The organism is Kosakonia sp. HypNH10, assembly GCF_029850615.1.
GTDB classification, from domain to species: domain Bacteria; phylum Pseudomonadota; class Gammaproteobacteria; order Enterobacterales; family Enterobacteriaceae; genus Kosakonia; species Kosakonia cowanii.
In genome coordinates this window covers 1,022,904-1,035,284 of sequence record NZ_JAOTIU010000001.1, presented here as the reverse complement: position 1 = coordinate 1,035,284, position 12,381 = coordinate 1,022,904, and the positions used below count along the sequence as shown (strand labels likewise).

At 59.9% G+C, this 12,381-nt stretch carries 11 protein-coding genes; 9 read left to right on the top strand and 2 right to left on the bottom strand.

Annotated features, from left to right (window positions below):
- Window positions 1-148: 148 nt before the first annotated feature.
- Together treB and treC are read left to right on the top strand one after the other, a co-directional pair.
- A complete protein-coding gene (gene treB, locus N7V53_RS05020; RefSeq protein WP_023478274.1) occupies window positions 149-1,570 on the top strand; it encodes a PTS trehalose transporter subunit IIBC in 1,422 nt (473 codons plus the stop codon).
- A gap of 16 nt (window positions 1,571-1,586) precedes the next feature.
- Window positions 1,587-3,251: an alpha,alpha-phosphotrehalase gene (treC, locus tag N7V53_RS05015; RefSeq protein WP_279792454.1), complete on the top strand. Its 1,665-nt coding sequence runs from the start codon at window positions 1,587-1,589 to the stop codon at window positions 3,249-3,251.
- 10 nt (window positions 3,252-3,261) lie between these two features.
- Here the strand turns inward: treC and N7V53_RS05010 are convergent, their stop codons facing one another.
- Window positions 3,262-3,681, bottom strand: a complete 420-nt coding sequence (locus N7V53_RS05010; protein ID WP_023478298.1) for a GFA family protein — start codon at window positions 3,679-3,681, stop codon at window positions 3,262-3,264.
- A gap of 112 nt (window positions 3,682-3,793) precedes the next feature.
- Here N7V53_RS05010 and N7V53_RS05005 point away from each other — a divergent pair, with 112 nt between their 5' ends.
- Window positions 3,794-4,387 carry a hypothetical protein gene (locus N7V53_RS05005; RefSeq protein WP_023478260.1) on the top strand — a complete coding sequence of 198 codons (594 nt, stop codon included), beginning with the start codon at window positions 3,794-3,796 and terminating at the stop codon, window positions 4,385-4,387.
- 3 nt (window positions 4,388-4,390) lie between these two features.
- Here the strand turns inward: N7V53_RS05005 and N7V53_RS05000 are convergent, their stop codons facing one another.
- Complete coding sequence (locus N7V53_RS05000; protein ID WP_279792452.1) at window positions 4,391-5,812, bottom strand: PLP-dependent aminotransferase family protein; 1,422 nt, start codon at window positions 5,810-5,812, stop codon at window positions 4,391-4,393.
- 84 nt (window positions 5,813-5,896) lie between these two features.
- Between N7V53_RS05000 and N7V53_RS04995 the strand changes: the two genes are divergently transcribed.
- The 6 genes from N7V53_RS04995 (at window position 5,897) to N7V53_RS04970 (ending at window position 12,313) form a co-directional block, all read left to right on the top strand.
- Window positions 5,897-6,508, top strand: coding sequence for a hypothetical protein (locus tag N7V53_RS04995; protein WP_279792451.1), 612 nt, complete (start codon window positions 5,897-5,899; stop codon window positions 6,506-6,508).
- A gap of 87 nt (window positions 6,509-6,595) precedes the next feature.
- Complete coding sequence (locus tag N7V53_RS04990; protein ID WP_279792449.1) at window positions 6,596-7,141, top strand: GNAT family N-acetyltransferase; 546 nt, start codon at window positions 6,596-6,598, stop codon at window positions 7,139-7,141.
- 236 nt (window positions 7,142-7,377) lie between these two features.
- Complete coding sequence (locus N7V53_RS04985) at window positions 7,378-7,629, top strand: hypothetical protein (RefSeq protein ID WP_023478273.1); 252 nt, start codon at window positions 7,378-7,380, stop codon at window positions 7,627-7,629.
- A complete protein-coding gene (locus tag N7V53_RS04980) occupies window positions 7,626-7,844 on the top strand; it encodes a hypothetical protein (protein ID WP_023478265.1) in 219 nt (72 codons plus the stop codon). Before N7V53_RS04985 ends, N7V53_RS04980 begins: the two co-directional genes overlap by 4 nt.
- A gap of 214 nt (window positions 7,845-8,058) precedes the next feature.
- Window positions 8,059-9,138, top strand: coding sequence for a LacI family DNA-binding transcriptional regulator (locus N7V53_RS04975; RefSeq protein ID WP_279792446.1), 1,080 nt, complete (start codon window positions 8,059-8,061; stop codon window positions 9,136-9,138).
- Between the two features lie 103 nt (window positions 9,139-9,241).
- Window positions 9,242-12,313, top strand: a complete 3,072-nt coding sequence (locus tag N7V53_RS04970; protein WP_279792444.1) for a beta-galactosidase — start codon at window positions 9,242-9,244, stop codon at window positions 12,311-12,313.
- The last annotated feature ends 68 nt before the right edge of the window (window positions 12,314-12,381 follow it).

Genomic DNA, 12,381 nt, shown 5'->3' with positions numbered 1-12,381 from the left:
TGTGATCGCCTGCTAAAATTGGAACGTTCCAACTAGGCGGATGGATAGGTTGCCGCTATGGTCTTTATCGCTCGGTTTAGAGTAAGAGTTTTTGCGAAAAGCTGTAATAACAACAGCTCACTCATCAAAACCTGCTGGAAGAGAAAAGATGGCGATAAAAAGTAACCCCCAGGATATTGATAAACTTATTGAATTGGTTGGCGGCAGAGAGAACGTCGCTACCGTCAGTCACTGTATTACCCGTTTACGTTTTGTGCTTAACGATCCGAAAAAAGCCAAACCCGCCGAGATTGAAAAACTGCCGATGGTGAAGGGCTGCTTTACCAACGCCGGGCAGTTTCAGGTGGTGATTGGCACCGATGTCGGCGACTGGTATCAACTGCTGTTGCAACATACGCAGGTGAGCGGCACCGACAAAGAGAGCGCCAAGCGTGTGGCGCGGCAAAATATGAAGTGGCATGAGAGCCTCATTTCCCACTTTGCGGAGATCTTCTTTCCGCTGCTGCCAGCGCTGATTAGCGGCGGTCTGATTCTTGGTTTCCGCAACCTGATTGGCGATCTGCCGCTGTTCAACGACGCGCCGCTCACCGAAGCGTCGCCGGTGTGGAAAAGCATCTACGACTTCTTATGGCTGATTGGCGAGGCGATCTTCTTCTACATTCCGGTCGGTATCTGCTGGTCGGTGGTGAAGAAGATGGGCGGCACGCCGATCCTCGGTATCGTGCTGGGGATTACGCTGGTCTCTCCGCAGCTGATGAACGCCTATCTGCTCGGGCAGCAGATGCCGGAAGTGTGGAACTTTGGCTGGTTCTCCATCGATAAAGTGGGCTACCAGTCGCAGGTTATTCCGTCGATTCTGGCTGGCCTGACGCTGGCGTGGATTGAGCTGAAGCTTAAACGCATCGTGCCGGATTACCTGACGCTGGTGGTGGTGCCGGTGCTCTCGCTGCTGATTGCCGTATTCCTCGCGCATACCATCATCGGGCCGTTCGGCCGTGTGGTCGGTAACGGCATCGCCTGGGGCGTCAGCCATCTGATGACCGGGCCGTTTGCGCCGATTGGCTCCGCGCTGTTTGGCTTCCTCTATGCGCCGCTGGTGATCACCGGTGTGCACCAGACAACGCTGGCGGTCGACCTGCAGCTGATCCAGAACCTTGGCGGCACGCCGGTCTGGCCGATTATCGCCCTCTCCAACATTGCACAGGGTTCCGCAGTCGTCGGCATTATCCTGGTGAGCAAGAAGGTTAATGAACGGGAGATCTCCGTGCCCGCCGCCATTTCCGCTTATCTCGGCGTGACGGAGCCGGCAATGTACGGCATCAACATGAAGTATCGCTTCCCGATGCTCTGCGGCATGGTCGGCGGTGCCTGCGCCGGGCTGATCTGCGGGCTGACCGGCGTGATGGCGAACGGTATTGGCGTCGGCGGCTTACCGGCCATCCTCTCGGTGAAAACCCAGTACTGGGCGATTTATGGTCTGGCGATGCTGGTGGCGATTGTGATCCCGCTCGTGCTGACCACGGTTATCTATAAACGTAAGCAGGCAGCGGGCAAGCTGCTGGTGGTGTGAAAAAGGGATCGACGCAATGAACAAACGTAATGTTCCGTGGTGGCAAAACGGCGTGATTTACCAGATCTACCCGCGCAGTTTTCAGGACAGTACCGGCAATGGCCTCGGCGATCTTCAGGGCATTGTGCGTCGCCTTGATTATCTCCAGTGGCTCGGGGTGAGCGCCATCTGGCTGACGCCGGTTTACCTCTCGCCGCAGGTGGATAACGGCTATGACGTGGCGGATTACTACGCCATCGATCCGCTGTTTGGCACCATGGCGGATTTTGAGGCGCTGGTCGACGCCGCCCATCAGCGCGGCATCAAGGTGGTGATGGATATGGTGTTTAACCATACCTCCACGGAGCATGCGTGGTTCAAAGCTGCCGCCAGCGACCGTAACAGCCCGTGGCGCAACTTCTATATCTGGCGCGACGGCAAAGAGGGGCGGTTGCCCAATAACTGGCACTCCAAGTTTGGCGGCAGCGCCTGGTGCTGGCATGAGGAGACGCAGCAGTACTATCTGCACTCCTTCTCTGCCCAGCAGGCGGATCTCAACTGGGAGAACCCGGAAGTGCGCAACGCCCTGAAAGCGGTCTGCCACTTCTGGGCGGATAAGGGCGTGGACGGGCTGCGGCTCGATGTCATCAACCTGGTCTCCAAGCACCCCGATTTGCCGGATGATGATGAGGGCGACGGACGCCGTTTCTACACCGACGGCCCGGCGATTCACGACTTTCTCGAAGAGATGAGCCGCGATGTCTTTCAGCCGCGCGGGCTGATGACGGTGGGCGAAATGTCCTCCACCCGGCTTGAGCACTGCCAGCGCTATGCGCGGCTGGATGGCAAAGAGCTGTCGATGACCTTCAACTTTCACCACCTGAAAGTCGACTATCCGCAGGGAGAGAAGTGGCGGCTTGCGCCGCCGGATCGCGTTGCCCTGAAGCGGATCTTCGCCGAATGGCAGCGCGGAATGCACAAACTGGCGTGGAACGCGCTCTTCTGGTGTAACCACGATCAGCCGCGCATCGTGTCCCGGCTGGGGGATGATGGGGCGCTGCGCACCGTTTCGGCGAAAATGCTGGCGATGGTGCTGCACGGCATGCAGGGGACGCCCTATATCTACCAGGGTGAAGAGATTGGCATGACCAATCCGCACTTCAGCCGCATCGATCAGTACCGCGATGTCGAAAGCCTGAATATGTTCAAAATCCTGCGCCTGCATCAGGATGAAAAGGATGTGCTGGCGGTGCTGGCGCACAAATCCCGCGATAACGGCAGAACGCCGGTGCAGTGGGATGACAGCGATAACGCCGGTTTTACCGACGGCGAAAGCTGGATTGATGTGGCGGATAACTACCGACAAATCAACGTGGTCGGTGAGATGGCGGATAGCGATTCGGTGCTGCATACCTACCGGGAGCTGATCGCGCTGCGCAAAAAACTGCCGGTGCTTACCTTTGGCGACTATCAGGATCTCGACCCTGATTCGCCGACGTGCTGGTGCTACCAGCGGCACGATGAGGCGCAAACCCTGCGGGTGATTGCCAACCTCAGCGGCGAGCCGCTGGCGCTGAATGAGGCGTGTTTGCCCAATGAGGCGGGCTGGCGTCTGCTCTACGGCAACTACGCGGACGGCGCGCAATTGCCCGCCACCGGCACGCTCAGACCTTATGAGTGCGGCTGGTGGCTGCGGGAGTAGGTAAGCCGCTTCATTTCCCGGCGGGGGTGTAGCGCAGATACCCGGCAACGCCGCTGTTATCGCCCCCATCCGACGGGTGATTGACCCCTTCGGAGACCGGGATTTCGGCAAAATCGAACGGCGATACGCCTTCAATGCAGGCCGCGTTAACGCCATATTGATCGGGGTTAGAGCGGCGCTGGTGGAAGGTGTAGATGCCGCACACCGAGCAGAAGAAGTGGACGGCGACGCCGGTGTTAAAGCGGTACTCGGTAAGCTTCTCTCTGCCCTGAATAATATCAATGCCAGACAGTGGCGCGGTGACCGCCACCGCGCCGCGCATCCGGCAGTAGGAACAGTTGCAGCGCCGCGCGTTGTTAAAGCCGTCGAGCAGCGTCACGTTAAACACCACCGCACCGCAGTGGCACTGCGCCCGTTTTTTCTCACTCATCTCACTTCTCCAGCCTGGAACGGTACTTTCAACCATAGCCTTTTTTGGGGATACCGGAAGCGTCGCGCAAGCGTGTAGAATCCCTGCACTTATCGCCCTGAGGCTCAGCACTATGCGCAATCCCTTCATTTTATTAACCCTCCTTGTTTCGACATCCGGTATGGCCGCCACGCTACACTCCGGCATTTATGAAGCGTTACAGCTTGCGGTTTCGCCGCAGGGCAAGATCAGCGGTTACTACAGCGAAACCCTCGGTGTTGGCGTAACGCGCACCTGCGCCTTTGCGCTGGCGGGAGAGGTGTCGGCACAGGGCGATGCGAAAATCGCCTCCTGGTCTTCGGCAGTGCTGCCGGGGCACCTTGCGGCAACAGCCGACGGTGTGACGCTCACCGTGCCCGGCGGGCAGTCCCATGACGGCTGCGTCAATGCCATGCTGCCGCTGATTAATGATGGTCTGGGGTTGAGTAAAACCCGCGATACCGACTGGCAGTCGATGGCGCAGGTGCGCGCCGAGCGGCTCTACTTCTATCGCCAGCCTGAAGAGAAGACGCGGCGAAAAGCGTGGATCGTGCAGGATGATGTGGTCGGCGTGCTGCAAACCCAGGGGGAGTGGACGCAGGTCGAGTATGTGAGTGACGAGGGTAAAAGTACTACCGGCTGGGTGAAAAGCGAGGCGCTCGCCCCGCTGACGCCGCCCGCTTCCTGATGCTTACACCACGCTACGCTTAAACGACGGGGCCGCCGGATTGAGCGCGTGCCACAGCGGTTTTATGCGCAGTAGCGCATCCTCAAGCACTTCTGGCTCCAGCGCGAAGGGGATGCGCAGGTTGCGCTCAAACGCGCCGTCGAGGCCGAAACGCGTCCCGGCACCGAGATGAATGCCCTCGGTTTCGGCGCGCGCGGCAAAGGCCGTCGCCAGACGGTCTGGCAGCTCGACCCAGTAAGACAACCCGCCCTCCGGCGGCTGAAAATGCCACGCGGGAAAGAGATCCGCCATGAGTTCGCCGCAGCGGTCGCGGCGTGCTTTCAGCATCGCTCTGCGCGCCGGCAGAAAATCGCTTTCGTTAGCCATAAGCCACTGCGTTGCCAGCTGTTCCAGCAGCGGTGAGCCAAGCTCCAGCGAGTCGCGCGTCTGCGCCAGGTGGGCGATGGTTCGCGCAGAGGCGCGGATCCATCCGAGTCGTAAACCGCCCCAGAAGGTTTTCCCCGCCGAGCCGAGCGTGATCACCGAGTCATGTTTATCAAACGCGGCAAGCGGCGGCGGCGGGGCGTTTTCGTACCAGAGATCAACCATCGTCTCATCCACCACCAGCGTAGTACGCGTGCGGGCCGCAATAGCGGCGATCGCTTCCCGCGTCGCGCTGTCCATGCAGCGCCCGGTCGGATTGTGATAATCGGGCATCAGGTAGGCAAGGCGCGGCGCGGTCTGCGCCAGCGTGGCGGCAAAACCGTCGGTGTCCCAGCCGCGCTGCGGCAAAGAGACGCCAACCGGCCTGCATGACGCCCCCTGAATAGCCGCAATCGCCAGCGGGTAGGTGGGGTGATCGACCACCACGCGATCGCCAGGCCCGGTCAGCATACGCAACACCAGCGCCAGCCCGCTCAGCGCGCCATTGACGACCATCACTTCATCGGCATGGGTCGGTAAACCGCGCGCGGTATAGCGTGCGGCAATCGCTTCGCGCAGCGCCAGCACGCCGAGCTGACCATAGCCGGTGCGCGAAAGATAAGGCGTTATCGCCGTTAAGGCGTGGCTGTAGGCCTGGTGAATTTCTGGCCCGGCACTGAGGGCGGCGGTGGAGAGATCGAGCGCTGCGCCTGCGGTGCTGCGCGTCGGTATCGCGCGGTTATCGGGCAGGATCACCCGCGAGCCGCTGCCGTGGCGGCTCTCCAGGTAGCCCTCTTCGCGCAGGTGCGCCAGCGCGCTGGCAATCGTCGTGCGGCTCACCGAGAGCGTGGTTGCCAGCTCCCGCTCGCCGGGCAGACGGGTATCCAGCGCCAGCCGTCCATCAAGGATCAACAGGCGCAGCGCATCGGCAAGCTGACGCCAGAGCGGGGTGCGGGACGAGGGTTGTTGCCAGTGACCTAACAGGCGCAGCAACGACTGGCTACCAAAGCGACGGGATGACATAAGCAGTCCACTATCTGAAAACTGGACATTAATCATAAGTCCATTTCCGGGGAAGATGGAAGCCTGTCCAAGCGGAGAAGATCTATGCTGCGTCGATTACTGCAACTCTATTTCGGGTTATCCCTTTACGGCCTCTCTACCGCCATGTTTGTGCGCGCCGATCTTGGCGCCGATCCGTGGAATGTCTTTCACCTGGGCGTGGCGAAACTGCTGGCGCTGGATATCGGCACGGTAATGATCGCCACCGGCGCGCTGGTGCTGCTGCTGTGGATCCCGCTGCGCCAGCGCCCTGGGCTTGGCACCATCAGTAATGTGATGGTGATAGGGCTGGCGGCCGATGCCGCGCTGGCGATGATCCCAACGCTGGATCAGCTGCTACCGCGCAGCGCGCTGCTCGCCAGTGCCATTGTGGTTAATGCTATCGCCACCGCGATGTATATCGGTGCCGGGTTCGGCTCCGGGCCGCGCGATGGGCTGATGACCGGAGTGCATGCGCGCACCGGCTGGTCGGTGCGCAGCATCCGTACCGTGATTGAGTTGTCGGTGCTGCTGATTGGCTGGCTTTTGGGCGGCACGCTCGGCGTCGGCACGGTGCTCTATGCGCTGACCATCGGCCCGCTGATCCAGCTCTGCCTGCCGTGGTTTCGCTTCGCACCGCGCCCCGCTCCCGTTGCAGAAGTAAAACCGGTCGCCTAGCCATTTTTGTCAGGTTTACAGGCAGATAAAGTTAAGGGATGCTGAGTTATCACAGGCCGACGCTTTCGGCCTGAAGGGAGAGAGCCTATGACCACACCCATTCTGGAGACCGAAAGATTACGCCTGCTACCGCTGGTATCTGCCGATGCTGAGCAGATCCAGCGCATTTTTCCGCGCTGGGAGATCGTGCGTTACCTGATTGCCAGCGTGCCGTGGCCCTACCCGGAAGGGGCAGCGCAGCACTATGTTGATAACGTCGCGCTGGCGGCGAGCCGCGCCGGTGAAGGCTGGTTCTGGACGCTGCGCCGTAAAGAGGATGAGCGCGAGTTAATGGGCGTTATCTGCCTGATGAACACGCCGGATAACAACCGCGGTTTCTGGCTGGCACCGGAGTGGCAAGGGAAGGGCTATATGCGCGAAGCATGCCACGCGGTGACCGATTACTGGTTCAATGGCCTGAACCGCGAGGTGCTGCGCGCGCCAAAAGCGGTGGCTAACGAGCGGTCGAGAAAGATCTCACACAGCAGCGGTATGCGGCTGGTTCGCCGCCAGCCAGGCCACTATGTGGCGGGCGAGTTAGAGACCGAGTTGTGGGAGATCACCCGCGATGACTGGAACCGCCTGTACGGCTGATGCCCGCGCCGACAGCCCGCCTGGGCTGTCATTTAATTATCTCTTCTAAGTAATTTCTCACCCATATATTAAAATTGTCATAATATTGAAATATTAATTTAATATTTATGTCATCTTTCTCGTGCAAATTATTTATGGGGTATTTCGGCTTGTTATATTTCTGAAATATATTTGTGGATCGACCACCTAAGTTCGTGTATTAATTAGCGTGTTTATTCACACCAGAAGGGATAATCATGACCAGCGCTGTATTAAACGTAAGAATTGATGAAGCGTTAAAAGAGAAACTTCGCCATTATGCTGAAGTCAACAATGAGAATTTAGGTTCGGCGACCCAAAAGCTTCTCCTGCTGGCGTTTGAGGCAGTGGAAGAGGAGAGCGTATCAGAGGAAGAGGTCGACAGCCAGCACACGGAAGAAGAGAGCGCAACGCCACTTACAACCAAAGAAATCAAAGCACTACGCAAACTTCTGAAGAAGAGAAAATGAACCAACAACTGCTTTCCATCGCCCACAGTTACCGTGAAGCGTGCGAGCTGCTGCGCTCAGGGTTCGTTAAACAAGTTCGTCTGGACTGGAATATTGGCACAGATGAGTTCTTTCGCATTGCATCGGACTGGTGTGACGCTGGCGCTAAAATTAAAAAAGAAGGGAATAGCTTTATTATTTCGCTGAAAGGATTCCCCATTCCCCGCCAGCAGTAACACACTTGTCATGAAACCATCATTTTAATTGCAAATAAAAGTGTGATGATGGTTCAAATAATAACAGCAACCATCTCAATAAAGCATTAAGGATGATGTTTACGGCGAGCCGTTTGTGGCTCGTCGTTATTTCTTTTTGCTTCCCGTCACCGCGCGCAGGCAACGGGCGATGAAGCGGGTATACTGCCTAAAATTCGCAGTGGCCCGGAAGCTTATGAAAACCATCACTCTCTATGATGTCGCCCGCCATGCCGGCGTCTCTTACCAGACCGTCTCCCGCGTGATCAACGATGCGGCCCATGTCTCTGCGCGTACCCGTGAAAAGGTGCAGGCGGCGATGGCGGCGCTGCACTATGTACCCAACCGCGGCGCGCAGCAACTGGCGGGGAAACGCAGCAAAACCCTTGGCTTAGTGACCACCGATCTGGCACTGCATGCGCCATCGCAAATTGCTTCGGCGGTCAAGAGCCGCGCCGGGCAGGCGGGAGCCAGCGTGATGATCTCAATGGTTGAACAGCACGATGCACAAAGCTGTGCGGCGGCATTGCAGGAGCTGCTGGCGCAACGGGTTGAAGGGGTGCTGATTAACGTCCCCCTCGACGATGCGCTGGCGCAGCAGCTGGCGGCGCAGGCCGCACCGGTGCCGGTGCTGTTTCTTGATGTCAGCGACACGGCGTCGGTCAACAGCCTGGTGTTTGACGCTCTTCAGGGCGCGCGCCTTGGGGTTGAACACCTGCGCGCACTGGGTCATGAGCGAATTGCGCTGCTCGGCGGGCCGGAGAGCTCGGTTTCGGCACGCGCCCGCTTTAGCGGCTGGCTGGCGGCGCTGGAGGAAGCAAAGCTGGCTCCCTTCGCCTGCGCGCACGGTGACTGGAGCGCGGCCTCCGGTTTTGAAAAGGCGCAGCGCTTACTCGCCGGGCCGCAACTGCCGCAGGCGGTGCTGGTGGCAAACGATCAGATGGCGCTTGGCGTACTGCGCGCCTGCGCGGCAAAAGGCATTGCCGTCCCGGAGCAGATCTCGGTGGTCGGTTATGACGATACCGACGACAGCGCCTGGTTTTCGCCGCCGCTTACCACCGTGCGTCAGGCCTTCAAAGAGGCGGGCGCGCGCAGCGTGGAGTGGCTGCTGAATAGCCAGACGCAGGGCGAAGATCTTTGCCGGATGCGCCTGCCGGTCAGCCTGGTCGAGCGCCACTCCAGCGCGCCGCTGTCACAGCAAAAAGAGAGCGGTGAAGCGCTGGCCCGGCGCCTGCAACAGCTGGCGGAGCAGGTGGCTTTACTCCATCGCCGCTAAGCTTTTGTGATCCTCTTCGCTTTCAGCCGCTCTGCGCCTTTACCTATGGCCCGGTTTGCGCCATTGTGCTGAAAATTGTGAGCGCTTCGCAAAAGAGGTTGTTATGCCATCCACCCTTGCATCATTATTCTCCCGCCGCGACTGGGAAAACCCGGTTGTTACCCAGTGGCATCGCCTGGCGGCGCATGCTCCAATGCGCAGCTGGCGCGATGAAGCCGCCGCGCGCGATGAAGCGGACTCCACAGCGCATCGCTCGTTGAATGGGATCTGGCAGTTTAGTTTTTTCGCCTCACCGGAAGCGGTGCCTGAGCAGTGGCTGGAGCAGGATTGCGCCGATGCTGTGGCAATGCCGGTGCCCTCCAACTGGCAGATGCAGGGCTTCGATACGCCAATCTATACCAATGTGACCTATCCGATCCCCGTTAACCCACCGTTTGTTCCGCAGCAGAATCCAACCGGTTGTTACTCGCTCACATTTAACGTGGAGGCAGAGGCAATCGCCGAGGGGCAGACGCGGATTGTGTTTGACGGCGTTAATTCAGCTTTTCATCTCTGGTGCAACGGGCAGTGGGTTGGTTACTCGCAGGATAGCCGCCTGCCAGCGGAGTTCGATCTTAGCGCGGTGCTGCGCGCAGGCGAAAACCGCCTGGCGGTGATGGTGCTGCGCTGGTGCGACGGCAGCTATCTCGAAGATCAGGATATGTGGCGCATGAGCGGCATCTTCCGCGACGTCTCGCTGCAACATAAACCGGCGCTGCACATTGCTGATTACCACTACACCACTGCGCTCAACGCGGAGTTTACCCGCGCAAGCGTGCAGGTGACGGTGGAACTGGCCGGGGAGTTTGCCGGATCGCGCGTGACGGCGGTACTGTGGCGCAATGGCGAAAAGATTGCCTCTGGCGAAGAGACGCCCGGCAGCGCGGTGGTCGATGAGCGCGGCAACTGGGCGGAGCGCCTGAGCCTGACGCTGCCGGTTGAGTCGCCGCTGCTCTGGAGCGCCGAGACGCCGAACCTCTATCGCCTGACGCTGACCCTTTACGATGCGCAGGGCAGTTGTGTCGAAGCCGAAGCTTGCGATGTCGGCTTCCGCCACGTCGAGATCCACCAGGGTTTATTGAAACTTAACGGCCAGCCGCTGCTGATCCGCGGCGTTAACCGCCACGAGCACCACCCGGAGCGCGGCCAGGCGGTGGATGAAGCGACCATGCGGCGCGATATTGAGCTGATGAAACAGCACAACTTTAACGCCGTGCGCTGCTCCCATTACCCTAATCATCCGCTCTGGTATCGCCTCTGCGATCGCTACGGTCTCTACGTGGTGGATGAAGCCAATATTGAAACGCATGGCATGGTGCCGATGAGCCGCCTGGCGGATGATCCGCGCTGGCTGCCAGCGATGAGCGAGCGCGTGACGCGCATGGTGCAGCGCGATCGCAACCATCCGTCGATCATCATCTGGTCGCTGGGCAATGAGTCCGGGCATGGCGCGAATCACGATGCGCTGTACCGCTGGCTGAAGAGCACCGATCCAACGCGCCCGGTGCAGTACGAAGGGGGCGGGGCGAACAGCGCGGCGACGGATATCATCTGCCCGATGTATTCCCGCGTCGACCAGGATCAGCCCTTCCCGGCCGTACCAAAATGGTCGATCAAAAAGTGGATCGGCATGCCCGATGAGACCCGGCCGCTGATCCTCTGTGAATATGCCCATGCGATGGGCAACAGCTTTGGCGGTTTCGCCAAATACTGGCAGGCGTTTCGCGCCGCGCCGCGTTTGCAGGGCGGCTTTGTCTGGGACTGGGTTGACCAGGCACTGACAAAAATTGGTGCAGACGGGGAGCCGTTCTGGGCCTACGGCGGAGATTTTGGCGATACGCCGAACGACCGTCAGTTCTGCATGAACGGGCTGGTTTTCCCGGATCGTACTCCGCATCCGGCGCTGTTTGAAGCGCAGCGCGCGCAGCAGTTTTTCCAGTTCTCTCTGCTTAGCGCTTCACCGCTGACCATCGACGTGACCAGCGAATACCTGTTCCGCACCAGCGATAATGAAGTGCTGCGCTGGCGCGTCGAGCGCGACGGCGAGGTGCTGGCGCAGGGCGAAACCGCGCTGGTCATTGCGCCGCAGGGCAAGGTGCAGATCGCGCTGGACCTGCCGGAGCTGGCCGCCGCGCCGGGCGAAGTGTGGCTTAACGTCGAGGTTTACCAGCGCGAGGCGACGGCCTGGTCTGCGGCCGGGCATCGCTGCGCCTGGGATCAGTGGCGCTTGCCTGCACCGCTCTGGGTTGCAGTGCCTGCTAAACAGGGCGAGCAACCGACGCTCGAAGTTAATGATGAAACCTACACCGTTACCCAGGGCAACCAGCGCTGGGCCTTCTGCCGCCAAAGCGGCAATCTGGTGCAGTGGTGGCGCGACGGGCAGGAGACGCTGCTGACACCGGTGGCCGACTGCTTTACCCGCGCACCGCTCGATAACGATATCGGCGTCAGTGAAGTGACGCGCATCGATCCCAATGCCTGGGTGGAGCGCTGGAAAGCGGCGGGGATGTACGATCTGCACGCCGAGCTGTTGAGCTTTGAGGTGCAGGAGAGCGCACAACAGGTAACGCTGCGCACGGTGCACCGCTGGATCGGTGCCGGGAAAAGCGCCTTTATCAGCGAGAAAACGTGGCGGATTGATAGGACCGGCGGGTTACAGGCCGATATTGAGGTGGTGGTGGCAAATGATATTCCGCCACCGGCGCGCATCGGGCTGGTGTGCCAGTTGGCTGAGCGCCCGGCAGAGGTGAGCTGGCTCGGTCTTGGCCCTCATGAGAACTACCCGGACCGTAAACTCGCGGCCTGCCAGGGCCGCTGGACGCAGCCGCTGGCAGCGCTGCATACGCCCTATATTTTCCCGGGCGAAAATGGCCTGCGCTGCGACACCCGGCTGTTACAGTGTGGCGCGCATCAGCTGGAGGGGCGGTTCCACTTCTCCCTTGGCTGCTACAGCGACACTCAACTGCGGGAGACGACGCACCACCATCTGCTGCGCGAAGAGGCGGGCTGCTGGCTGCACCTCGACGCCTTCCATATGGGCGTCGGCGGGGATGACTCCTGGAGCCCGAGCGTCTCGCCGGAGTTTATTTTGCAGCAGGAGCGGGTGCGTTACCGCTTGCGCTGGCAGCAGGCGTAGACGCCGGTTCCGCACCGGGCATGTTGTTCCCGCATGACATCGGGTATCTTTACCGGTCTGAGGCTATA

What these genes read in the sequence shown, in the direction of transcription:
- treB (WP_023478274.1), top strand. Translation starts at nt 149, where the DNA reads ATGGCGATAAAAAGTAACCCCCAGGATATTGATAAACTTATTGAATTG.
- treC (WP_279792454.1), top strand. Translation starts at nt 1,587, where the DNA reads ATGAACAAACGTAATGTTCCGTGGTGGCAAAACGGCGTGATTTACCAG.
- N7V53_RS05010 (WP_023478298.1), bottom strand. Translation starts at nt 3,681, where the DNA reads ATGAGTGAGAAAAAACGGGCGCAGTGCCACTGCGGTGCGGTGGTGTTT.
- N7V53_RS05005 (WP_023478260.1), top strand. Translation starts at nt 3,794, where the DNA reads ATGCGCAATCCCTTCATTTTATTAACCCTCCTTGTTTCGACATCCGGT.
- N7V53_RS05000 (WP_279792452.1), bottom strand. Translation starts at nt 5,812, where the DNA reads ATGTCATCCCGTCGCTTTGGTAGCCAGTCGTTGCTGCGCCTGTTAGGT.
- N7V53_RS04995 (WP_279792451.1), top strand. Translation starts at nt 5,897, where the DNA reads ATGCTGCGTCGATTACTGCAACTCTATTTCGGGTTATCCCTTTACGGC.
- N7V53_RS04990 (WP_279792449.1), top strand. Translation starts at nt 6,596, where the DNA reads ATGACCACACCCATTCTGGAGACCGAAAGATTACGCCTGCTACCGCTG.
- N7V53_RS04985 (WP_023478273.1), top strand. Translation starts at nt 7,378, where the DNA reads ATGACCAGCGCTGTATTAAACGTAAGAATTGATGAAGCGTTAAAAGAG.
- N7V53_RS04980 (WP_023478265.1), top strand. Translation starts at nt 7,626, where the DNA reads ATGAACCAACAACTGCTTTCCATCGCCCACAGTTACCGTGAAGCGTGC.
- N7V53_RS04975 (WP_279792446.1), top strand. Translation starts at nt 8,059, where the DNA reads ATGAAAACCATCACTCTCTATGATGTCGCCCGCCATGCCGGCGTCTCT.
- N7V53_RS04970 (WP_279792444.1), top strand. Translation starts at nt 9,242, where the DNA reads ATGCCATCCACCCTTGCATCATTATTCTCCCGCCGCGACTGGGAAAAC.